The sequence below is a fragment of the Nocardia sp. NPDC056100 genome (genome assembly GCF_042266325.1).
Classification (GTDB): Bacteria; Actinomycetota; Actinomycetes; order Mycobacteriales; family Mycobacteriaceae; genus Nocardia.
Window position 1 is genome coordinate 1,808,357 of sequence record NZ_JBHJVY010000002.1, and the last position, 20,728, is coordinate 1,829,084.

Annotated in this window: 25 protein-coding genes; 14 read left to right on the forward strand and 11 right to left on the reverse strand. The window is 64.9% G+C overall.

Going from position 1 to position 20,728, the window contains the following annotated elements:
* Positions 1-2: 2 nt before the first annotated feature.
* On the reverse strand, positions 3-443 hold the full coding sequence (locus ACFC0O_RS20785) for a YybH family protein (protein ID WP_375960156.1): 441 nt from the start codon (positions 441-443) through the stop codon (positions 3-5).
* A gap of 96 nt (positions 444-539) precedes the next feature.
* On the opposite strand from ACFC0O_RS20785, the gene ACFC0O_RS20790 reads away from it, so the two are divergent.
* The 3 genes from ACFC0O_RS20790 to ACFC0O_RS20800 all read left to right on the forward strand — a co-directional run bounded on the left by ACFC0O_RS20790 (position 540) and on the right by ACFC0O_RS20800 (position 3,266).
* Positions 540-938: a DUF4259 domain-containing protein gene (locus ACFC0O_RS20790; RefSeq protein ID WP_375960158.1), complete on the forward strand. Its 399-nt coding sequence runs from the start codon at positions 540-542 to the stop codon at positions 936-938.
* A gap of 71 nt (positions 939-1,009) precedes the next feature.
* Positions 1,010-1,939, forward strand: coding sequence for a hypothetical protein (locus ACFC0O_RS20795; protein ID WP_375960160.1), 930 nt, complete (start codon positions 1,010-1,012; stop codon positions 1,937-1,939).
* Positions 1,940-2,027: 88 nt separating this feature from the next.
* Complete coding sequence (locus tag ACFC0O_RS20800; protein ID WP_375960162.1) at positions 2,028-3,266, forward strand: thiolase family protein; 1,239 nt, start codon at positions 2,028-2,030, stop codon at positions 3,264-3,266.
* A gap of 47 nt (positions 3,267-3,313) precedes the next feature.
* Here the strand turns inward: ACFC0O_RS20800 and ACFC0O_RS20805 are convergent, their stop codons facing one another.
* Both ACFC0O_RS20805 and ACFC0O_RS20810 read right to left on the reverse strand, forming a co-directional pair.
* A complete protein-coding gene (locus tag ACFC0O_RS20805) occupies positions 3,314-4,120 on the reverse strand; it encodes an LLM class flavin-dependent oxidoreductase (RefSeq protein ID WP_375960164.1) in 807 nt (268 codons plus the stop codon).
* A gap of 66 nt (positions 4,121-4,186) precedes the next feature.
* Positions 4,187-5,146, reverse strand: coding sequence for an oxidoreductase (locus ACFC0O_RS20810; RefSeq protein WP_375960166.1), 960 nt, complete (start codon positions 5,144-5,146; stop codon positions 4,187-4,189).
* A 41-nt stretch (positions 5,147-5,187) separates the two neighbouring features.
* On the opposite strand from ACFC0O_RS20810, the gene ACFC0O_RS20815 reads away from it, so the two are divergent.
* Positions 5,188-5,622 (forward strand): MerR family transcriptional regulator, encoded by a 435-nt coding sequence (locus ACFC0O_RS20815; protein WP_375960168.1) that lies wholly within the window; start codon positions 5,188-5,190, stop codon positions 5,620-5,622.
* Positions 5,623-5,641: 19 nt separating this feature from the next.
* A complete protein-coding gene (locus ACFC0O_RS20820; protein ID WP_375960170.1) occupies positions 5,642-6,172 on the forward strand; it encodes a GNAT family N-acetyltransferase in 531 nt (176 codons plus the stop codon).
* Positions 6,173-6,194: 22 nt separating this feature from the next.
* Here ACFC0O_RS20820 and ACFC0O_RS20825 read toward each other — a convergent pair whose 3' ends face one another.
* Positions 6,195-7,088 carry an oxidoreductase gene (locus ACFC0O_RS20825; protein ID WP_375960172.1) on the reverse strand — a complete coding sequence of 298 codons (894 nt, stop codon included), beginning with the start codon at positions 7,086-7,088 and terminating at the stop codon, positions 6,195-6,197.
* A gap of 65 nt (positions 7,089-7,153) precedes the next feature.
* Here ACFC0O_RS20825 and ACFC0O_RS20830 point away from each other — a divergent pair, with 65 nt between their 5' ends.
* From ACFC0O_RS20830 to ACFC0O_RS20850, 5 genes are all read left to right on the forward strand, one after another.
* The gene (locus ACFC0O_RS20830; RefSeq protein WP_375960174.1) at positions 7,154-7,750 is read left to right on the forward strand and encodes a TetR/AcrR family transcriptional regulator; all 597 of its coding nucleotides are present in this window, start codon (positions 7,154-7,156) and stop codon (positions 7,748-7,750) included.
* Between the two features lie 189 nt (positions 7,751-7,939).
* Positions 7,940-8,890, forward strand: coding sequence for an NADP-dependent oxidoreductase (locus ACFC0O_RS20835; protein WP_375960176.1), 951 nt, complete (start codon positions 7,940-7,942; stop codon positions 8,888-8,890).
* Positions 8,891-9,225: 335 nt separating this feature from the next.
* Positions 9,226-10,380, forward strand: a complete 1,155-nt coding sequence (locus tag ACFC0O_RS20840) for an SMI1/KNR4 family protein (RefSeq protein WP_375960178.1) — start codon at positions 9,226-9,228, stop codon at positions 10,378-10,380.
* A 5-nt stretch (positions 10,381-10,385) separates the two neighbouring features.
* The gene (locus ACFC0O_RS20845; protein ID WP_375960180.1) at positions 10,386-11,198 is read left to right on the forward strand and encodes a hypothetical protein; all 813 of its coding nucleotides are present in this window, start codon (positions 10,386-10,388) and stop codon (positions 11,196-11,198) included.
* 54 nt (positions 11,199-11,252) lie between these two features.
* Positions 11,253-11,933 (forward strand): alpha/beta fold hydrolase, encoded by a 681-nt coding sequence (locus ACFC0O_RS20850; protein ID WP_375960182.1) that lies wholly within the window; start codon positions 11,253-11,255, stop codon positions 11,931-11,933.
* On the opposite strand, the gene ACFC0O_RS20855 is transcribed toward ACFC0O_RS20850, so the two are convergent.
* On the reverse strand, positions 11,930-12,826 hold the full coding sequence (locus tag ACFC0O_RS20855) for an alpha/beta hydrolase (RefSeq protein WP_375960184.1): 897 nt from the start codon (positions 12,824-12,826) through the stop codon (positions 11,930-11,932). The genes ACFC0O_RS20850 and ACFC0O_RS20855 overlap by 4 nt on opposite strands.
* Before the next feature lie 41 nt (positions 12,827-12,867).
* Between ACFC0O_RS20855 and ACFC0O_RS20860 the strand changes: the two genes are divergently transcribed.
* Positions 12,868-13,344 (forward strand): MarR family winged helix-turn-helix transcriptional regulator, encoded by a 477-nt coding sequence (locus ACFC0O_RS20860; RefSeq protein ID WP_375960186.1) that lies wholly within the window; start codon positions 12,868-12,870, stop codon positions 13,342-13,344.
* A gap of 27 nt (positions 13,345-13,371) precedes the next feature.
* On the opposite strand, the gene ACFC0O_RS20865 is transcribed toward ACFC0O_RS20860, so the two are convergent.
* Complete coding sequence (locus ACFC0O_RS20865; protein ID WP_375960188.1) at positions 13,372-14,208, reverse strand: SAM-dependent methyltransferase; 837 nt, start codon at positions 14,206-14,208, stop codon at positions 13,372-13,374.
* A 223-nt stretch (positions 14,209-14,431) separates the two neighbouring features.
* Positions 14,432-15,418, reverse strand: a complete 987-nt coding sequence (gene pip, locus ACFC0O_RS20870; protein ID WP_375960189.1) for a prolyl aminopeptidase — start codon at positions 15,416-15,418, stop codon at positions 14,432-14,434.
* A gap of 170 nt (positions 15,419-15,588) precedes the next feature.
* Between pip and ACFC0O_RS20875 the strand changes: the two genes are divergently transcribed.
* Together ACFC0O_RS20875 and ACFC0O_RS20880 are read left to right on the forward strand one after the other, a co-directional pair.
* Complete coding sequence (locus tag ACFC0O_RS20875) at positions 15,589-15,981, forward strand: VOC family protein (RefSeq protein ID WP_375960191.1); 393 nt, start codon at positions 15,589-15,591, stop codon at positions 15,979-15,981.
* The gene (locus ACFC0O_RS20880; protein ID WP_375960193.1) at positions 15,978-16,853 is read left to right on the forward strand and encodes a sigma-70 family RNA polymerase sigma factor; all 876 of its coding nucleotides are present in this window, start codon (positions 15,978-15,980) and stop codon (positions 16,851-16,853) included. Before ACFC0O_RS20875 ends, ACFC0O_RS20880 begins: the two co-directional genes overlap by 4 nt.
* Positions 16,854-16,975: 122 nt before the next feature.
* On the opposite strand, the gene ACFC0O_RS20885 is transcribed toward ACFC0O_RS20880, so the two are convergent.
* The 3 genes from ACFC0O_RS20885 to ACFC0O_RS20895 form a co-directional block, all read right to left on the reverse strand.
* Complete coding sequence (locus ACFC0O_RS20885) at positions 16,976-17,803, reverse strand: hypothetical protein (RefSeq protein WP_375960195.1); 828 nt, start codon at positions 17,801-17,803, stop codon at positions 16,976-16,978.
* A gap of 407 nt (positions 17,804-18,210) precedes the next feature.
* Positions 18,211-18,417: a helix-turn-helix domain-containing protein gene (locus ACFC0O_RS20890; RefSeq protein ID WP_375960197.1), complete on the reverse strand. Its 207-nt coding sequence runs from the start codon at positions 18,415-18,417 to the stop codon at positions 18,211-18,213.
* A 9-nt stretch (positions 18,418-18,426) separates the two neighbouring features.
* Positions 18,427-18,906 carry a DUF2975 domain-containing protein gene (locus ACFC0O_RS20895; RefSeq protein WP_375960199.1) on the reverse strand — a complete coding sequence of 160 codons (480 nt, stop codon included), beginning with the start codon at positions 18,904-18,906 and terminating at the stop codon, positions 18,427-18,429.
* Between the two features lie 175 nt (positions 18,907-19,081).
* On the opposite strand from ACFC0O_RS20895, the gene ACFC0O_RS20900 reads away from it, so the two are divergent.
* A complete protein-coding gene (locus tag ACFC0O_RS20900; RefSeq protein WP_375960201.1) occupies positions 19,082-19,717 on the forward strand; it encodes a DinB family protein in 636 nt (211 codons plus the stop codon).
* A 12-nt stretch (positions 19,718-19,729) separates the two neighbouring features.
* Here the strand turns inward: ACFC0O_RS20900 and erm are convergent, their stop codons facing one another.
* Positions 19,730-20,581: an ErmE/ErmH/ErmO/ErmR family 23S rRNA (adenine(2058)-N(6))-methyltransferase gene (gene erm / locus ACFC0O_RS20905; protein ID WP_375960203.1), complete on the reverse strand. Its 852-nt coding sequence runs from the start codon at positions 20,579-20,581 to the stop codon at positions 19,730-19,732.
* Between the last annotated feature and the right edge of the window lie 147 nt (positions 20,582-20,728).

Consider the following 20,728-nt stretch of genomic DNA (forward strand, 5'->3'; position numbering starts at 1 on the left):
CTTCAGGCTCGGGCGCTGCCGGCCACATTCGTATTGTGCACCGAACAGACCCACCAGCGGTCATCTCGTTCGGTGAAAACCCATGTCCCACGGTTGGTTACCGTGAAATCCGGAGTGCGCAGGGTCTGTTCGACATTGACGATCGCGTGTCCACCGGGAAGAGATCGCAGTGCCAGAATCGTGTAGTGCGCCTCGGCATCCGGGCTGTTCCGTAGCGCGGCCGAGTGATAGGCGTGCAATTCATCCCAGTTCGAATAGATCGCACCCGCCGGATTGATGAAAACGACGTCATCGGTGAACACACTGTCGAACGCCTCGGCATCCTTTGCCACAAGCGCGGCTTCGAGATCGCTGAACACCTTCGCGATCTCTGCTGGAACGGAATCCTGATCGGTTGCGGCAGTGGCCGCTGTCGGGCGCTGGCCGTGCATATCGACAGTCATCGTTCCACCGTACGACCGTCCGGATGCGGCGCGCGGCGGTGAATCGAGGTGTTGATACGCTGCCTGCGCCAAAAGCGTTCGGCCGGAGAGGTTGTCATGGGTGTATGGGGTCCGGGGAATTTCGACAGCGATACCGCCGCGGACGGTCTCGGGGAGTTGACCGATCACATCATCGGCAATATCGCCGAACAGTTCCAGGACCCGTCCGATGACACCGCACTGGAGCCCGATGAGTGGGGCGGGGACATGGTGCCCGCATGGCTCGAAATCCTTGTTCAGCTGGTCGAACCCGCGCGGGTTGGTGCGAACATTCCGTCGGTGGCGGTGCTCAGCGAATGGCGTGAGCGGTATTTGCGGGTGTGGGACGGGTATATCGATGAACTCGGGCCCAGTGAGGAATTCAAGGCCCAGCGGCGCGCGGTACTCACCGGGACGTTCGACAAAGCCATAGCTTTGGCCACGATCCGGGAGCAAGAGCTGGCGGAAGAGCTCTAGCCCACACATCGATTGCCGTGCACGAAGGCTCGTGTGCGTGAAATGTCGTATGCGCCAACTATTATGCCGCCGTGATCGACTTCGAAGCTTTGGCTGCCGACAGCTCCTGGCAGCTCACCTGGTCCGGGAACCGGTTGCAGGAGGCCGTATTCCGGCTATCACCGCACACCACCGCTGTGCGCGGCACGCTGGTGGAACAGCTCGACGCGGACGCGAGCGACCCGGAGCAGTGGGAGGCCGCGCTGATCGAGGCGCTGCTCACCGACCCCGCCTCGGCCGAACTGCGCCGACTCGAGTTGCACCTGACCGACTTTCACCACTCCGCGCGCCGGGCCGCGCGGGCGCTGGCCGGGCTCCGCCGCCAACAGCTGACCGCCCTGTACTTCGGCCACGACTTCGAGGACCTGTTCGAGCCCGCCACCACCTCCACCGGTGGCCGGATCGATCCGCTGGAGTGGTTGCACGAGGGATTCGTGGATGACATCGCGAACAACCTCTGGGCTGCGGTGCCCGCACTGCGCGAACTCACCGCCGAAGGTGGCCTGCTCTTCGACGACATCAATGGCGATGCACTGCCCGAGCTCACCGAATTGCGCATGCGCGGTGCGGTTTTCGCGGACGGCGCGGTTTTCCCCGCCAAGCTGGCGAGCCTTCGGACGTTGACGCTGGAGATCGGTCCGGACGTCTTCGGCACCGTCTGTCCCGGTGAGCAATTGGGCGGCCTGGATCCGGCCGGGTTCCCCGCGCTGCGCCATCTCGACCTGGGTGCCGCGGAGTTCGACACCGACGACTACGACACCCTCGTGACTCTCGCCGAGTCCCCGCTGCTGCCTCAGCTCGAATCGTTGACCCTGCGCAGCGTGTACATCCACAAGCACGACATCGAGGGCGACCGGCCCACCGAGCTCGCGGCCTTGGCCCCGGCCTTCGCCCACCTGAGGCTCGAGGTCACCGACGGCGCCGATGCGGACGCGGCCACGATCCTCGGCATCGAAGACTGACCGCACCGCGCGTCGGCGGAACTGGCAAGATCGATAGCGCCAAGATCGATCCTGGCGGACACGCAGGACCCTGTCGAAGGAGATCGTGATGACGGATGCGTTCGTGCTCGGTGGAGTCAGGACCCCGTTCGCCAAATACGGGGGTTCACTCTCGCATATTCGGGCCGATGACCTGCTCGGGATGACCATGAAGGGCGCGTGCGAGCGAGTCGGCGTGGGACTCGATCAGATCGAGGACATTGTCGCGGGATGCGTGAATCCGGCCCACGAGGGCATGGGCGATGTCGCGCGGTGGGCCGCACTGGCGGCGGGCTTCCCGGACACGGTCGCGGGTGCGACGATCAACCGATTCTGCGGATCGTCATTGAGCGCGACGGTCAATATCGCGCACGCGATCAAGGCCGGAGACCTTGGCGTCGGGATCGCCTGCGGTGTCGAATCGATGTCGCGGTCGGGCTGGGCGTACATGAAGGGCGACACCCCGTTCGGTCCGCGCGGGCCGGTCATCCTGCTCGACACCATGTGGGCGGGCGCGGGCGGTCCGGCCAATCCGGCGCTGCTGGCGCGCAATGCCTACATCGGAATGATCGAGACGGCCCAGAACGTGGCCAACCGCTATGGGCTGACCCGCGAGGAGATCGACGCGTTCGCGCTCCGCACGCAGCGAAATGCCAAGGCGGCCAGGGATTCCGGACGGCTCGCCAAGGAGATCATGCCGGTCGAGATTCCGGGAACCCGCAAGACGCCCGCGCGGCTGTTCGAACACGATGAGTTCATCCGGGACGACACCACGGCCGAACGCCTCGCCGCGCTGCCCCCGCAGCCGGGGACGACGCAGATGACCGCCGGGAACTCGACGCCGCTGACCGACGGGGCCAGCGCGCTGGTGCTGGCCTCGGGCGAACGGGCCGCTGAGCTCGGGGTCGAACCGCTGGCGCGGGTGGTGTCGTCCGCGGTGTACGGGATCGACCCGCTCTACATGGGTCTGGCTCCGGCATGGGCGCTGCCCTTGGCGCTCAAACGAGCCGGACTGACACCCGAGCAGATCGACATCTGGGAAGTGCACGAGGCGTTCAGCGCTCAAGCGCTCGGCGTACTGCGAGAACTGCCGAATCAGCTGGGCGGCTTCGTCATTCCCGATGAGAAGCTCACACCGAACGGCGGCGCGGTGGCGATCGGTCACCCGTTCGGCGCCACCGGCGCGCGCTACGTCCTGACCCTGGCCACCGAACTGCGCGAACGCAATGCGCGGTACGGGGCGATCGGGGTCTGCATCGGCTCGGGCCAGGGCGTCGCCATCGTCCTCGAAAACCCTGCTGCCGCATGAGAACTCGATGAGGATCCGCGAGTAGGCAGGGCTACCCTGCCTACTGATCACTGTCCGGCGAGCTTGGCGACGACCGGTGCGAATTTGTCGGCGACGTGCGCGCCGATGACGAAGTAGGAGAAGCCGTTCTCCTCGCGCCGGCGCTGGATCTCCTCGATGGCGGCCGCCGGGTCCTCGGGGAGCACGGTCATCGCGTCCGCCGCGCGCCACTCGGCGGGGTCGGTGCCGGGACCCGCCATATGCGGCGCAACCGTGTCACCGACCACCGGCACCGCTAAAGCGAGCTCGACATCGGCGGTAGCGCGGAAATCAGCTGCGAGCCTTGCGACTTCGTCACGGGGATGGCCGCCCAGCACGAAGGTGACAGTATCGGCGACCTCGGCCGCCAGCGCCCGCGCCTTCGGACCGAATACCGCCATGGCGACCGGCGTACGCAGCTCCGGGCCGTCGAGCTCGCGCAGTCTCGCGACGGTCTCACGAATCTGCGCCAGCCGCCCGGACGGCGACGGAACATCGGCTATTCCCTTGTCCCGCAACTCATCCTCGATGCCCGGCCGCCCGGTACCGATACCCATTTCGAAGCGCCCCTCGGTCAACAGCGACAGCGAGTGCGCTTCCCACGCGGTCAGCCAGGGTGCGCGGAACGGGGAGGCGTACACCCAGGTGCCCACCCGGATATCGGTCATGGCCGCGACGGTGGCGAGCGTGGCGGCGGGCGCGGGCTGCGTCAGCGGGAAGTCCGGCACCAGCAGCGTCGAATAGCCATGGTCGGCGATGCGGCGCACGCCATCTCGCCACGTCGGCAGATCGGTCATGATCGGCGCGACAACTCCGAATCGAAATGGCCTGGTCACATCGAACTCCTTCTCTCGATCAACTCAGAGGATTTGACGATGTAACCACCCGAAACTCATCGGTGGTTAGGAAAAACCGTCGAGACCAGTGAGTTCGCTCGACAGATCCCACAGGCGGGCGGCGGATTCGGGATCGACGGCCCAGGGTTTGACACCACCGATGAGCATGTCGTCGGTCGTCGCCGGATTCGCGATATCGCAGTCCTGGCAGTAGGCGCCGCCATGGTTGTCCAATTGCGGAGAAGTGGCCGCCCACACCGCCGTTGCCGCACCCTGGGCTCGAGTTTTGAAGCCCTCGGCGTGACGGCCCTCGGCGGTGATCCAGCCCTGGGCGAGGTGTTCGTCGTGGGAGATGTTGCGCTGCAAGGGAGTCAGGATACTGCCCGGATGAACCGCGAAGGCGTGCAGGCCGATTCCCGCACCGAGGGAGTCGAGGTGGGTGGCGAAGAGTGAGTTCGCGGTCTTGGACTGACCGTACGCGAGCCAGTGATCGTAGCCATGCTCGAAATGCGGTTCGTCCCAAAGGATATCGCTGAGGAAGTGGCCCGACGAGGCCACCGACACCACTCGCGCTCCGGTGTCGGCCAGTGCGGGCCGCAGTCGGTTGACCAGCGCGAAGTGTCCGAGGTGGTTGATGGCCAGGTGCGCTTCCCACCCGGAAGGAAGATGCCGCCGCGGGTAGGCCATGACGCCCGCGTTGTTGATGATGACGTCGAGCGTCGTACCGGCCGCGAGCACCCTCTCACTGAAGATCCGGATGCTGTCGAGGTCGGCGAGGTCGAGTTCATGGATCTCCGCTCGGGCGATGCCGCCGAGCGCATCGCGTGCGGCATCCGGGCGGCGGGCAGGCACGATCACTCGCGCTCCGGCGCGCGCGAGTGCCATCGTGGCTTCCTTGCCCAGTCCCGAATATCCACCGGTGATCAAGATGGTTTTGCCAGTCAGGTCGATACCGGTGAGTACATCGTCAGCCGTGCTGTGCGCGCCCAGGCCCGAGCCGATCGGCGACTGCCGTGTGAGAGTCATGCGGCCCAAACTAAAATCTAGAGTGCAATCTAGGTCAAGCTATGGGAGCGCCGATGGGTCACACGAACGGTCTGTCAATTGGCGACGTAGCGAAGGCCACCGGTCTGGGCGTACACGCACTACGGTTCTTCGAACGCGAGGAACTCTTCCTACGCCCGATCCCCCGCACCACCGGCGGACAACGAACCTTCGACTCGCTCGATGTCGAATGGTTGTTGCTATGCAATCGTTTACGCGGTTCCGGCATGCCCATCGCGACATTGCGGGAGTTCGCTCAGCTGGTCCGGTCAGGGCCGGGTAACGAGCGAGAACGCCTCGCGCTGTTGGAATCCCACGAAAAGGCGGTACGGGAGAAAATCAGCCACCTGACCGAAAGCCTCGACATCATCAGAGGCAAGGTCGCCACCTACCGTGAACATGTCGAGAACGGCACTGCCACCGGAATCTGGTCGCCCACACTGCCGGTGGTCGACTAGCTCGAAAGGTGTTGCGACCGTGACCCATAACTCGGAGGGACATCCAGGCTGGGTCGTTGCCCCGACCCCGGTGCGACGCTCCGAAGCCGCCGCTCTGCTGCGGGAGTACTACGTCGAGGTCGCCGACCGCTATCGCCTGCTACATCTGGGCCGCCGATCGACACCGACCGAACTCGAACGGGAACTCGCCGCCGACTCGGCCGACGATCTGATTCCACCCCGCGGCCTGTTCCTGCTCGGCCGATACGACGGCGAACCTGCCGCGTGCGCCGGTCTCCGAGCGCTCGGCGACGATGTCGTCGAACTGACCCGGGTGTTCGTACGGCCGCAATGGCGCGGAACCGGTGGGGGACAACATCTGCTGATCGCGGCGGAAACCGCCGCCACCGCCCTCGGTGCCACCCGGGTCGTCCTCGATACCCGACTGGATCTGGTCGAAGCCCGCGCCCTCTACCGCCGCCATGGCTACGCGGAGATCCCGGCGTACAACACCGGCGACTACGCCGAGATCTGGTACGGCAAGTCGCTGAGCCCGCAGCCTCGAGCATGATGTGCGTCTCTGTGGCGAGCGGCTACGTGGCGAGCGATGAGAGGGTGATGCCGGTGAGTTTCTCCGACTGCTGCCAGAGTTGCTGTGCGAGTTCGGGATTCGATGCGGCATGGGAGCGTCCCACCAGGGTGGGGTAGCCGCGGTATTCGTAGAAGCCGTCGGGGCCGATGTAGGCAGCGGGCGGCAGGTCCTGGGTGGCGGCGAACAAGGTCGGCAGGGCACCGGCGGTGGCGTTTTGAGCGATCAGCTTGTTGCCCACGGACATTGCGAAGTCCGCGATCGGGTTCTGGGTGTGGTTCTGCAGATTCGTCGCCGCCCAGCCGGGGTGAGCGGCAACCGCGCGCAGCGAGGAGCCCGCCGCGGTGAGGCGGCGCTGCAATTCGAGGGTGAACAGCAGATTGGCGAGTTTCGACTGACCGTAGGCACCACTTGGGCTGTAGGGCCGCGTCTTCCAGTTCAGGTCGGCCAGGTCGATGTGGCCGCGGCGGTGCGCCTGCGAGGAGACCGTGACCACGCGATCGGTGAGGTGCGGGAGCAGCAGCGCGGTGAGGGCGAAGTGGCCCAGGTGGTTGGTGCCGAACTGGCGCTCGAAACCGTCGGCGGTGCGGCCCTCGGGGACCATCATGATTCCGGCGTTGTTGATCAGCACATCGATCGGCTCGGACCAGCGCCGGGCGAATTCCCGGATCGAGCCGAGATCGGCGAGATCGAGCTCGCGAACCTCGGTGACACCACCGATCTCGCGTGCCGCGGCGGCCCCGCGTTCGGTATCGCGCACGGCGAGCACAACCCGTGCACCAGCTCTGGCCAGTTCCCTACTGGTCACCAGTCCGAGCCCGCTGTTGGCCCCGGTGACGACGACGGTACGGCCGTCCATGCGCGGTAGATCCTGTGCAGTCCAGTTGTTTTTCGACATACCGCCAATGTAGACACTGCCCACAAAGTGGTCAATGCCCACATTGCTGATACGCTGCAACCGTCATGACAACCTCCCGTTCGTATCACCACGGCGACCTGCGCGAGCAGTTGCTCCAGCGTGCCGAGCAGACGCTGCGCGAAACCGGCGCGGACCAGCTCTCACTACGGCAGCTCGCCCGCGATGTGGGCGTCACCCACAACGCGCCCAGTCGCCACTTCCGGGACAAACAGGCGCTGCTGGACGCGCTGGCGCAGTCGGGTTTCGAACGACTCGGGGCAGCCTTTCGCGCCTCCGACGCCGACGGCCCGTTCGTGCAACGCTTCCACCGCCTCGCACGCGCGTATCTGCGCTTCGCCGTGGACAATCCGGCATTGCTGACGCTGATGTTCACCCGCAAACACAGCCCCACCGCGGGCACGGAAATGGCGACCGCCGTACAACACGCCTTCGCGGTACCCGTGGCCTTGACCGCCGAGGCACAGGCACGCGCCGAGATCGTCGCGGGCGATCCCCTGCGCATCGGAATGTCCGTCGCGGTATCGCTCCAGGGCCTGGCCAGCTTCGTCATCTCCGGAATGGTCACCCCGGACGCCGCCGAGCAACTGCTCGACGAGGTCGTCACCAACCTGACCCAGGGCCTGCTCCCCCGCGAAGCCTGACCCGATACACCTCGTGAAGTCGATCTCGGCGGCCGGCCATTACCCAGCTCACCGCCGACTGCGGCATGGCACTCGGTCTGCTGACCGATTTGTCGTGTCGTTCGTTCACGGGTTGTCGATCCTGCAATGATCGATGGCGGCGAGAATGGCTTGGTCCGATTGCTCCACGAACGCGAGGAGACGGCGAAAATGCAACAGCACAATGGTGGACGGCGGGCTGACGCGAGTCGGGCCGTTCGGCTCGAATCATTCGGTGGCCCTGAGGTATTGACCGTTCAGGATGTGCCTGAACCTCAGGCGGGAGATGGGCAGCTCCGGGTTCGGGTCACGGCGGCCGGGTTGAATCCGATGGACTGGGTGATGACCGCGGATGCCGAGACTGCGGCTCGGTTCGGATTGAGCTTGCCCGTCGGGTTCGGGACCGATTACGCGGGTGTTGTCGATCAAATCGGTACGGGGGTAAGTGGTTACGCGGTGGGTGACCGGGTGTTCGGGACGGCGCTGTCCCGGGCGATCGCCGATTTCGTCGTGGTGGACGCGGACGGGAACATCGTGAGCGGGGTCGCTCATCACACCCCGGACGGGGTCGATGATCGCACCGCCGCCACGCTCTCGATCGCGGGCAGTACCGCGTCCGCCGCTCTCGATGTGCTCGACCTCGGTCCGCAGGACACGGTGCTGATCGGCGGCGCAGGCGGCGGAGTCGGGGTGTTCGCTGTGCAGTTGGCACGAATCGCGGGCGCGCGAGTCATCGGGACCGGTTCGCCGTCGACGGCGGAGTACCTGCGCGACCTCGGCGCGGAACCGGTCGCATACGGCGACGGCCTCACCGACCGGGTCCGCGAAATGGGCACCGTCACAGCGGCATTGGATCTGCACGGCACCGACACCGTGCACGCGGCTCGCGAACTCGGAGTTCCGGACAATCGCATCTGCACCATCGCGACCGTCATCGAGGGGATCCCGGCTGCCAACGGAGCCAACGCCGCACCCGATGCGCTCGACAACATAGCGCGACTGATCGCCGCCGGCCGTCTGCGTGTACCCATCGCCGCGACCTTCCCCGTCGACGACATCCGCACGGCCGTCGAACTCCAGGCGGACCGACATGTCCGGGGCAAGGTCGTGATCGATCTCTGATCCCGGAGGTGGCCGATCCGCCTATCCCCCAAGCGAATCGGCCATCCCCGCCCGGAGCACCAGACCCGGGTTTCAGGTGCGCGCGAACCACTGTAAAGAATCGGTAGTACTGTCCGGGTCGGCCACCGCGCAGGTCTGCAAGCTCACCGGCGGGTCCAGCTAACGGCAGTCACTGATCGGTTCGACTTAAACCATGGTTGAAGGCGGTCGTTCCATCTCATCCCGCATTCGGCCATCGTGTCAGGGGCCTCCGACAGGGCGTCGGTGCCTATTGTCAGATGCGGGGCAGCAATTCGAAGCAAGCATGTCGGACCCTTCTGGCACAGTGCTCGACCATGAGTTGGAGACCGTGGTTGTCGCGCTGGAGTCAGGAGTGGATTCGCAGCCGCGAACCCGGGCAGGAGGATCCGGAGATCCTGCGCGAGGGGTGGCTCGGGTTCGCACCGGCGAGTGAGGAGGCGATCGCGGCGGCCGAGGGGCGGATCGGGCGGACATTGCCGCCGTCGTATCGCGAATTTTTGTTGACGACCGATGGCTGGCGGCATGCGGGGGTTTTCGTCGACCAGATGCGGGACACGTCCGATATCGGGTGGTTGCGGGATATCGAACCGTTCTGGGAAGAGTCGTGGAAGGACCTCTTCGATGAGAATCCGGCTGCCGAGGACGGCAATCCGCTGGGCCGTGGACTGCTGATCTCGCGGGAGGGCGACGCGCAGATCCTGTTCCTCGATCCGGGTGATGTCGACGCCGAGGGGGAATGGGCCGCCTACATCCTGTCCTCCTGGAGCGATGGTCCCCGGAGGTTCGCGTCGTTCACCGCGCTGATGGAAGACCTCTACGCCACATTCCACAATATCGACCAGCCCGAGGGCCAAACTCGCGATGACTGGGATACGGCGGTCGAGCAGGCCCGCGCCGCCGCGCTCGCCGGTGCGGTCGACGCGGCGGCACAGCTGCTGGAGGAGGCCGAGAAGTTCGGGCGTGACCGCGCCACCGTACTGCGGGCGCAACTCCAGATGTTCCTCAATCGCGAACGCATGGACACCACGCAGTCGCTGCGCCGATGGGTCGCCGCGGCACCGGGATTCGCCAATTTTCGCGACGATCCGCTGTTCACCGCGGAACTGTTGCCGATGCTGTTCGCCGATCACGCCGCGAACGCGCGCCCGTACCAGAGCACGGTCCTGCAGACGGCGATGCTCGACGAGCGGATGCATCTGGTCATCGGTGAGTATCAGGCCCGGCTGCGGCGCGGCGGTGCCGAACTCGAGTTCGGGAATCCGGAATTCAATGCGCTGATCCGGCAGGCTTTGCGTGAGCATGCCGACGATCCGGATGCGCTGTGGGAAGCGGTGGGCGCGGCGCTGGTGCGGTGGCGGCCGCGAACGCCCGACCACATCGCGCCGATCGCGCTGCTGGCAGATCCGATCCTGGCCGCGACGCTGACTCCCGAGCGCGGCCGCGCACTACTGTCCCGACCGAGAGGGTGATCGGCGTGCAATTCCCCAGTCGTCACGATATGGCGATGGCGTTGATCTTCGACGAATGCGGCGACCGCCATGACTTTCCCGACCGCGACAGACTCGTGGTGACCGATACCGAGATCGACGAGTCCGGGCACACGATCAACATCAGCCGGATCGCCTGCCGGTCCTGCGGCATGCTCAAGGTGTCCAGGTGGCACAAACCCGACCGCGTCGAACCGGCGCGCGGTTTCGCCGTGATGGGCCAACAGGAGTACCCCGAGCCGGGAGACGTTCCCGGCATCGTCGATCGCACGCGACGGATCACCGACGCCGAATACACGAAATACCTTGCCACACGAGGCATCAGCGATATTCCCGCTTACTATGCTCCGGATCGGCGCGAAGGTACCGAGCAACACGAATTCGTGCTGCGCATCCGCGCCGGGCAGTTCTTCCTGCTCGAATGGCCGAACAAGATCGGCGAGATTCTCCCGATCCCGCCCTACGCCACTTCCGCCGGTCCGATCGACGCCGTCCCCGGTGCGGCGCTGTGCTGGTCGCCGATCGACGACGGCGAGATCGCGGTTACGGTGGTCACCGCACTCGACGATCCCGGGCCCGATCGCTCCTACCCTCACATCGCCGAGCTGAGCTCTCGATTCCACGCGGGCGGGGTGTATCTGTGCGAACTAGCCGGAGCCCGCCACGAGCTGCCGCCGCTGCCCGCAGGCTACGGCGACTATCGGCTGCGTTTGCATACGAGCGATTCCGGTTGCCTGCTACAGATCTTCAGCCACCCCCGCGCAAAACCCTTTGCGCACCAGCCGATGCAGGGCGTCTGATCGATAGCCGAGAATAGTCACCATCGGTCCGAAGACGACAGAGGAGTGGGCGCGATGAGCACGTTCGTTCTGATTCCTGGCGCATGTCATGGTGGCTGGTGGTTCGAGCCGGTCGCTCAGCGGCTGCGCGAGTTGGGGCATACCGCATACGCGGTGACGTTGACCGGGCTCGGGGACCGGGCGCATCTGCTCAACGCCTCGGTGAATCTGGATACGCACATCCGTGATGTGCTGGCGCTGTTGGAGAATGAGCGCTTGGACGATGTCATCCTGGTTGGACACAGCTATGCGGGCATGGTCGTGACTGGTGTGGCCGATCGGGTGGGTGAGCGGATCGACGCTCTGATGTACGTCGACGCCTTCGTTCCCGGAAATGGTGACGCCGCATGGAATCTCACCAACGATGAACAACGCGCCTGGTACATCGACGGGGCCTCGGATGATGGAATCGGGATCGCACCGCTGCCGTTCTTCGACCCCCGCGCCACACCGCATCCACTGGCGTCGGTGGTTCAGCGCCTGCGGCTGATCGGACCCGAGCGCACCTTCCGGCGCAAGGATTACGTGTACGCGGCGCAGTTCGACCACAGTCCGTTCACCTCGACTTATCAACGGCTGCAAGAGGATTCGGAGTGGCATGTACATGTGATGGCGGCTCGGCACAATGTGCTCGCCGATGGTCCCGAGCAGTTCCTCGAACTGCTGTTGTCCACCGTCCCCGACGCGTTCGACTAACTGCCGAGGTGCTGGACGAGGAAGAGCGCCGCGCGGTCCAGTGCCTGGTCGGCTTCATCCAGTGTGCCGGTGAAGGATTGGAAGACGTGCGGTACGTCGGCGGTGATGTCGAGGATGACATCCACCCCGGCGGCGCGGGCGCGCTCGGCCAAGCGGGTGGAATCGTCCAGCAGCATTTCATTGCTACCCGCCTGGAGCAGCAGCGGCGGAAAGCCGCTGAGGTCGGCGAGCACAGCCGGGCTGAGCAGCGGCTGATGCGGGTCCTGGCCCGCGGCGTACATCGCGCCGTTGTGGTCGAGGCTTTCGCGGGTGAACAGTGGATCGATGCCCGCTTTGGTGCGCATACTGTCGCCGGTGCGCGTCGCGTCGAGGCCGGGTGAGAACGCCACGATCGCGGCGGGCACAGGCAATCCGGCATCGCGAGCGGCCAGGCAGGTGGTGATGGTCAGTCCCCCACCCGCGGAGTCACCGGCGAAGGCGATGGCCGAGGGGTCTTCGCCACTGTCGAGCAGGGCTCGGTAGGCATCGAGGGTGTCCTCGATCGCGGCCGGGAACGGATGTTCGGGTGCGAGCCGGTAATCCACCGATACGGCTCGAAATCCGGTGCGGGTCACCAGGTTCGCGGTCAGCGACATCGCGGTCTCGGGTGAGCCGCTGACGAAACCACCGCCGTGGAAATACAGGATCGTCCCGGGGCGCACGCTTTTCGTCGGTTCGACGAGCACGGCGGGCCGGGTGCCGAGGGTGGTGGGCCGAGTGCGTATCTCGCTCGGCACGTTCATCTGGGCCATCAGCGCCCGGAATCCCGTGCGGATCTCCTCGACCGATCGAGGTCCGGCCGGTCGAGGCTGACGTAGCAGTGTGTCGATCTGCGCGCGTTGCTCCCTGCTCATATGCACCTTCCTAAGAAGTATCTTCCAATACACTATATGCCATGGAATATATATCAGCGAGCGAGGCCGTTGACCTGCCGAGATTGTTCTCCGATCTGGTCCGGTGCGAGACTCGGCTGTACAACGCGCTCAACGATCGCCTTCGCGAACGGCACGGGATCGTCACCTCTCAGCTGGAATTCCTGCGGTTCCTACGCGATCATCCGGGCGCGCGGGTGGCCGACCTCGCGAGCGAATTCGCCGCGGGCGTGGGAGCGATCAGCAAGGGCATCGATCGCTTGGAGCAGCAGGGATGGGTTGCGCGACAACCTAATCCCGCGGATCGCAGATCGTCGCTGCTGGCACTGACCCAGGACGGCATGCGCCTGGTGCGAGCGACGGACGACACCTTCACCGAATGCCTGACCGAATTGCTCGGCAGCAACCTGCCGAGCTCATCGTTATCGACTGTCGCGCAGGCGTTTTCGCAACTGCGCGGCATCCTCGAGCAGGCCGGGATCGGTACGCCCGCAGGCTGACCGATCCCCCGGCCCGATACCTTCGGGCTACCGCTTGCGGCCGACGCCGCCGACGATGCAATGCCGCACCGCGCTGAGATTGGTCAGCCGCGGACCGTCCTGCCACCAGTCATCGCACAGCACCAGTCCGGGTTCGATCATCTCCAGATCACCGAACATGGCCTGAATTTCCTCGCGGGTGCGGAAACGCCCGCTGCCCATCGGACTGTGAATGAACTTGTCCTCCATGTTCACCGCCAGTTCGCTGAGCTCGGGCTCCTCGGGATCCTTCGGATCGAAGAAGTGCGAGATCGCCACGAACGATCCGGACGGCAGTGCGTCGATATAGGTCTGCATGATCTCGGGCGCGTCCGTACCGAGGTAATGGTGCAGCGTCCCGACCTGCAGCAGCGCCAGCGGCCGAGTAAAATCCAGATGCTCGGTAACCGATGGGTGCTTCAGCACTTCCAGCGGCTGGAAGATATCCGCGGTGGAGATGGTGGCCTTGTTGTTCTCGGCCAGCAACGCCCGACCGTGCGCGAGCACCATCGGATCGTTGTCCACGTACACCACGCGCGCATCGGGATCGACGCGCTGCACCACCTGATGGGTGTTCTCCGCCGTCGGCAACCCCGACCCGAGATCGAGGAACTGGTCGATCCCCGCATTGCGAACCAGGAAGCGGCACACCCGAATCAAGAAGTCACGATTGGCCCAGGCCAGGTCGGTGGCCTGGGGCGCAACGGATTGCACTCGCGCCAGCACCTCCCGATCCACCTCGAAGTTGTCCTTCCCGTGGAGGAAGGCATCGTAAACCCGGGCGATGCTGGCACGGGTGGTGTCCACCCCTACCGGCACCGAGCTCGGGTAGTCGGACTCGGGCATCGCAGACTCCTGAGTGTCATGTGTCCAGTTCGCCACAAGTATGTAACAGCCGAGCGGCGAATTTCGCGCGAATGCGTTGATCGCCAATAGCTTTGGATATGCCGTGCGATCACTGTCAGCGCATCTGACCTGGTAAAAGCCAATTCCTGGACAATCGCCTGGCACAAAATGTCTTACGCCGACGTCAGTATCTTCGGCGTGCCGAGATGATCTCTGCCCGTTGTCATTCGGGCTTCGAATTCAAGGGTGACCGGTCGGTACTGGGCTCGGCGAAGCGGGCGATGGCGCGGGCGAGTGCTTCGCCCATCGCGGGGCTGCCGGTGTGGCCGGAACCGTCGATGATGTGCAGGCGGGCGTCCGGCCAGGCCCGAGCGAGGTCCCAGGCGGTTTCGAGTGGGGCGCTCAGGTCGAGGCGGCCGTGGATGAGTTCGGCGGGGATCCCGGTCAGCCGATGGGCTTCGCGGAGCAGGACTCCTTCTTCGAGCCAGGCCGCGTGCGCGAAGTAGTGGGTGCAGATCCGGACAAAGGTGAGCATCTCGGCGTCGGGTTTGGCGCTGTATTGGCCTGGGCTGCCTTGGGATTCGTGTGCGATGGCAGCGTCCTCCCAGCGACACCACTCGACCGCGGCAGTGCGGCGCACGGCAGGGTCCGGGTGTTCGAGCAGCTGACGGTAGCCCTCGACCGGGTCACCGTCACCGGGGACCATGGCGCGGAATCGCTCCCACTGCGCGGGCAGCAGCCGCGCCAGACCTCGGTACAGCCAATCGATCTCGCGGCGGCGCGTGGTGGTGACACCGATCAGCACCATGCCGGTGACTCGCTCCGGATATCGCTGGGCGTATGCGAGGGCGAGCGTCGAACCCCAGGAGCCGCCGTACAGCAACCAGCGGTCGATGCCGAGATGGATGCGCAGCAGCTCCATATCGCCGATCAGGTGCTCGGTGGTGTTCACCGCCATATCCGTGTCCGGATCGGCGGCGTTCGGAACGCTGCGCCCGCATCCGCGCTGATCGAACTGCACGATCCGAAAGATGTTCGGGTCGAACGACTTCCGCGCCCGCGCGCTACTGCCGCTGCCCGGGCCGCCATGCACCACCAGCACCGGTCGACCGGCGGAATCGCCGCTGGTGCACCAGTACACGCGATTACCGTCACCGACTTCGAGCAGACCGTCAGCATACGGATCGATCAGGGGAAATGACGTCGGCACAATCACCGAGGCTAGCGAAGGCAACCGAGATCGACAGCGGTGGCGTGTCGAGCACGGGATGAGCAAACCACGTCAGCGAACGGTCCTGTTACCTTCCCCGGCGAGCCCTCGTCATAGGTGCGACGACAGAATTCGACGGTCGTCACCTCGACGAGCACATGGAGAACGAGATGCTGACCAACATCATGTACGTGACGATCTACGTCACCGATCAGGACCGCGCGCTGGAGTTCTACACCGAGCGACTCGGCCTGGACAAGCGGATCGACGTCGCCGGGCCGGACGGGCGTTTCCTCACCGTCGGTGTTGCGGACAGTCCGGTGCAGATCATCCTGTGGCCGCACGCGGCGGCCGCAGGACAGCCGGCCGCGTTGGGTCGGCAGGCCGCGCCCGGTCCGCTCATCCTCGAATCCGATGATCTGCGAAAGGATTTCGAGATCCTGCGCGCACGCGGCGTCGCCTTCGATACGTCCGAACCCGAGGACTATCCCTTCGGGGTTCGCGCCGAGGCGACGGACCCGGACGGCAATCGGATCTCGCTTCGTCAGCAGCGCAAGCCGTGACCACCCGTCCCTCCGACGTCGTCACCGAGACGTTCGAAGCCCAGCGCGATCGGCTGCGCGCGGTCGCGTACCGCGTGCTGGGTTCGCACGTCGACAGCGAGGACGTGGTGCAGGAGACCTGGATGCGTCTCGCCCGTCAGGACACAGCGAGCATCGACAACCTGGCAGGCTGGCTGACCACCGTCGTCGGCCGGATCAGCCTGGACCTGCTGCGGTCGCGTCAGGCCCGCCCGGAAACCACCTACGGGCAGGAGTTTTCGGACTTCGTGGTGACGCCCGACGACGACCTCACGCCGGATGAGCAAGTGGCGCTGGCTGATTCGGTCGGCTTCGCGCTGCTCGTCGTGCTCGATTCGCTCACCCCGAGTGAGCGGCTGGCGTTCGTGCTGCATGACATGTTCGCAATCCCTTTCCACGAAATCGGCCAGATCCTGGGCAAATCCACCGACGCCGCCAAGATGATCGCGAGTCGCGCGCGCCGCAAAGTCCACGCCGGAGATCGGCAGACGGGTAGCGGTCGGGAACACCGAGAGGTCGTCCACGCCTTCCAGGCCGCTGTCCGGGGTGGGGATTTCGAGGCACTACTTCGCGTGCTCGATCCGAACGTGAAGTTGACCGTGGACACTGCCGATGGAGTGGTGGTCACACTCGGTGCGACCAAGGTTGCCGCTGGTGCCCGGATGTTCTCCGGGGAGGTCGCCCGTCACCGGCCCGTGCTGGTCAACGGCATTCCCGGGCACATGTCCTGGCGTTCCGACGGAACTGTCTTGTCGGTCATCGCCTTTGGCGTCACCGCGGGGCGGATCACCACGATTCATATCGTGGTCGATCCGGCCAAACTCGCCTCGATCCACCTGCCCGACCCGGCCTGAGTGTGTGTCGCCGACATCGGTCTGCGCCTGAGATAGTCGCCTGTCCAACCGGCAACACAGCGGCCGGTTGGACAGCGGGACAGTAGGCAGTTACAGATGGGCTCAGTCGGTGTGCCGGACCGTCAGCGATGCAGGATGGCGTCGCGCAAGGCGCTTGCCGCGTTATCCTGCCCCTGCTTCATCACGCCCTCGATCGCCCGTTCCAGCGGATCGGCGGTGGATTTGGGACCGGCCTTCAGGATCGCGACACCGAGCAGGCGTTGATCGGCGAACCCGGTGACACCGCTCTCCCCCGCGCCGCGCACCTTCACCGGAGGCAACCGCACCGAGGTCGGTTTCGCCGCCGCGATGAGCATGTATCCGCCGGTCGAGAAACCATCCAGGGTGCCTAGCGACCACTCCTCCAGCCGCCCCTGACTCGTCGACTTGATGCCGAAACCGGTCTGCACGCCCGCTTGCTCCTCGGTCGGCTTATCGGTGCGCTGCGGACCGGGCCATACACCGCCGAAGGTCTCGTAGGTCATGATGTTGAGCGCCTGCGTCGGATCGGTGCCGCGGGTGAACACCACGAAATCGCTCTGCTCGAGTTTGTCGAGCCGCTTGTCCTGCTCCCGCTGGACCTTGCTCAGCCAGCCGGCACGCCGACCGTTCTCTTCCTTGTCCGCCAAGAACAAATCACATGCGGCGGAATCGGATTGCCATTTCGTCACCCGCGCCTTGGCCAGCCGGACCAGTTTGCGGTATGCGTAGGCGACGTCTTGTTCGGTGTAGGTGTTCTCGGTGTCCTCGATGGCGACCTGGACCACGACGGTGAGCAACTTGTGTAGCGTCCCAGCCGATTTGGTGGGCGGATCGACCCTGTCCGCCAGCATCTTCGCCCCCTCGATGAAGTCCTTCTGCGGAAAGGTCTCCGTGCTGCCGGATTTGCTGTGATCGGTAAGAACGAGCATGGCGTACTCCAGTGCCGATTCATGAAGGGACACAACCAGTTTGCGCCGGCATCCGAACCGATACAGGCACTTTGACCGGTACGTCTTTTCACGGATTGCTGTTCTCGGCGCTGGTTCGCCCACGTCGAGTGGGCGTTGTCCGGCGTAACCGAAAATAGGTGAGGACGCCCATAATCACGACGGCGATTGCCAGCGCCGACACCACACCAGCGGGTGCTGTTCCCGCGGCGACCAGCAGACAGCAGATGAGAACACCCAGTCCTATCGGCGCTCGGGCCATTCGATCTCCAACAGATAGTGTTCCGCCGCACCGCATCCAGTCACTTCCTCACCATGCGCCCTCACGCCACGTCAGGGTCAAGCGGCGCAAGCCGAGCGATGTTCGACCCGCTGACCTTTCGAAGGGATCAGGTCTTCTTGTATTCCAGGATGTCGCCCGGCTGACACTCCAGTGCTTCGCAGATCGCGTCCAATGTGGAGAACCGAATAGCCCGCGCCTTACCGTTTTTCAGCACGGACACGTTGGCCATCGTGATTCCGACTCGCTCGGCCAGTTCGGTGACGGTCATCTTTCGCTTCGCGAGCATGACGTCGATGTTGACTACGATTGCCATATCGTCTCGTCACACCGTCAGATCGTTCTCGGTTTGCAGGTCCACGCCGTGCTGCACGATCCGCGTGAACAAGGCCGCGCCCGCGGCGATCACCGATGCGATGAACATGATCAGCAGACCGATCGCGACGCCTCCCGCCCGATCGTCGGAGCCGTTGGAAGCGACAAGATAGATTTCGAATCCCACCGCACATCCGATGACGGCGATCGCGCAACGGCGAATGGCCCGTAGGGATTTCACCGCCGCGGGCGCGAAAACGCGATTCCTCCCGGCGTATCCGGTGAACTTCGCCGTGTGATACAGCGCAACGAAGACCGGAATGGATGCGATGTACGCGCACACCAGGAACGGATCGTGGAAGTAGATCTCGGTGAGCGTGGCGTGCGCGTTCCTACCCTCGAGATGAGGTTCTCCGAGCAGGATCGCGAGGGCCGCGAGCCCAACCAGGGCGATGACCACCTGCAGAAAAACCGCTGAGCCTCGGTTCACGCACCCAACGTACGGTCAGGGAATATCGTTTGTCAATACATATATATCGTTAATCGATATATCGTCCACACGAACCCGCCCCGATAGCGCAGCAGTTCAGTGCGCTTCGTGGACGGGATGTCACGTGTGAAATCGGGTTGTGGGACTTCAAGATCACTAGGCAATATGCCCCGATATGGACACCTCGCGCTCCGCGGTACTCCGCTCGCAATTCGACGTCGTATGGTCGTTGCTGGACTACCACCTGGAACGACTCGCAGTTGACGACTTCCTGTGGGCACCCGTGCAGCTTTCATGGACTCTTCGTCACGACTACCTCGGCCACTGGGTTCCCGACTGGGAGGACTCCGAACCGGACCCGATCCCGGTGCCGACCATCGGGTGGATCACCTGGCATATCGGCTGGTGGTGGACTGTCACCATCGATCATGTGCGACACCACATCCCGCGTGACCGGGACGCCATACTGTGGCCGGGACCCAGCGCTGCGGTCGCCGACTGGTTACGAGAGCTGCGTTCGCAATGGCTGGAGATCCTCGATGATCTCACCGACTCCGACCTCGAAGCGCCGATCGGGTTTCCCTGGCCGATTGACTCGGGAAAAGTCCGTTATCGACGCGATCGCGTGGGCCAACATCGAGCTGATGAAAAACGCCGCCGAAATCGGGCAGCTGCGCCTCCTGCGCGCTGCTGGAAAACCCGAGTCCGCAACTTAGCAATGGGCCAAACCAGCCGCAGACGCACATCGGCCCGGCGTATTACGCATCCAGCCATCGAATGCCGCGACGCACCCCGACCGCATCGACTATGAACTGGCGCTGCGCTACGCCCGGGGCGGTGGTCCGGTGAGGGCCGCGTGCAGGGCTACCCATTGGTCCGGATGGACGTATGCCACCACCGTGCCGGGCGCGATGCCCGCGGCGGCCAGGGCCGAATCCACCCGTGAATGGCGGGTTTTCAGCGACGCGTCGATCGAACCGCCGACCCCGGAGAAGCCCAATCGGACGAGCTGCTCGAAGGATGCGCGATCGGCCACCAGCGGTCGTGGTCGGCGGTCGATGCGCAGGATCGCCGCATCGACCGCAGGCACCGGGCGAAAAGCGTTGCGCGACACCCGATGCCGCAGTTCCCAGGTGAACCACGGCCAGGTCGACACCGTGCGCAGGCTCCAGCGGCCGTAGTCACCGGTGCGTTTGCGGGCGTATTCCAGTTGCGTGAGCAGGGTCGCCGAGGTGAGCGCCGGTGCGTTCAGGCACCAATCCACGATCTCGGCGGTCGCCGAGAACGGGATATTGCCGACCACCGCGAACGGGGTACGCGGTGCTCGGGCACGGAGGAAATCGCCTCGCACCACGCGGATTTCGGGTCGCGTGCGAGTGCGCGCGGAGAGTTTCGCCGCAGGGAGCGGATCGAGCTCGTACGCGATCACCTCTGCGGCGCGGTCTGCCAGCGCGAGGGTCAGCGCACCCTCGCCCGCACCGGGTTCGAGTACGAGTCCACGCGGATTCGCCACCTCCATAATCGATTCGACGGCCTGCCGGTTCACCAGGAAGTTCTGCGAGAGCTCACGGCGAGCCCGGTCTCGCGGTGTATGCCCACCACCGGTGCCGACCTTGCCCTGAGTGTGCGAGTAGTCCTGATATCCGGAATTGCGGGAAGAAAAGCGTTGCGCCACAGCACATGCCCTTTCGGGTCCTCGAGAAATAGACGGCTCTCGAAGGGCCCTGGGCGCGCCTGCCGACGCGGGTACGTGTCTACCTGCGACGACTAGCGGGCCAGAGCCCGGCTGGAACGCACCCGCACGAAGAATTGGAAGCTGCAC

Coding starts and splice junctions, on each gene's coding strand:
- ACFC0O_RS20785 (WP_375960156.1), bottom strand. CDS start 443: ATGACTGTCGATATGCACGGCCAGCGCCCGACAGCGGCCACTGCCGCA.
- ACFC0O_RS20790 (WP_375960158.1), top strand. CDS start 540: ATGGGTGTATGGGGTCCGGGGAATTTCGACAGCGATACCGCCGCGGAC.
- ACFC0O_RS20800 (WP_375960162.1), top strand. CDS start 2,028: ATGACGGATGCGTTCGTGCTCGGTGGAGTCAGGACCCCGTTCGCCAAA.
- ACFC0O_RS20810 (WP_375960166.1), bottom strand. CDS start 5,146: ATGACTCTCACACGGCAGTCGCCGATCGGCTCGGGCCTGGGCGCGCAC.
- ACFC0O_RS20815 (WP_375960168.1), top strand. CDS start 5,188: ATGGGAGCGCCGATGGGTCACACGAACGGTCTGTCAATTGGCGACGTA.
- ACFC0O_RS20825 (WP_375960172.1), bottom strand. CDS start 7,088: ATGTCGAAAAACAACTGGACTGCACAGGATCTACCGCGCATGGACGGC.
- ACFC0O_RS20830 (WP_375960174.1), top strand. CDS start 7,154: ATGACAACCTCCCGTTCGTATCACCACGGCGACCTGCGCGAGCAGTTG.
- ACFC0O_RS20835 (WP_375960176.1), top strand. CDS start 7,940: ATGCAACAGCACAATGGTGGACGGCGGGCTGACGCGAGTCGGGCCGTT.
- ACFC0O_RS20840 (WP_375960178.1), top strand. CDS start 9,226: ATGAGTTGGAGACCGTGGTTGTCGCGCTGGAGTCAGGAGTGGATTCGC.
- ACFC0O_RS20850 (WP_375960182.1), top strand. CDS start 11,253: ATGAGCACGTTCGTTCTGATTCCTGGCGCATGTCATGGTGGCTGGTGG.
- ACFC0O_RS20855 (WP_375960184.1), bottom strand. CDS start 12,826: ATGAGCAGGGAGCAACGCGCGCAGATCGACACACTGCTACGTCAGCCT.
- ACFC0O_RS20860 (WP_375960186.1), top strand. CDS start 12,868: ATGGAATATATATCAGCGAGCGAGGCCGTTGACCTGCCGAGATTGTTC.
- ACFC0O_RS20865 (WP_375960188.1), bottom strand. CDS start 14,208: ATGCCCGAGTCCGACTACCCGAGCTCGGTGCCGGTAGGGGTGGACACC.
- ACFC0O_RS20875 (WP_375960191.1), top strand. CDS start 15,589: ATGCTGACCAACATCATGTACGTGACGATCTACGTCACCGATCAGGAC.
- ACFC0O_RS20885 (WP_375960195.1), bottom strand. CDS start 17,803: ATGCTCGTTCTTACCGATCACAGCAAATCCGGCAGCACGGAGACCTTT.
- ACFC0O_RS20890 (WP_375960197.1), bottom strand. CDS start 18,417: ATGGCAATCGTAGTCAACATCGACGTCATGCTCGCGAAGCGAAAGATG.
- ACFC0O_RS20900 (WP_375960201.1), top strand. CDS start 19,082: ATGGACACCTCGCGCTCCGCGGTACTCCGCTCGCAATTCGACGTCGTA.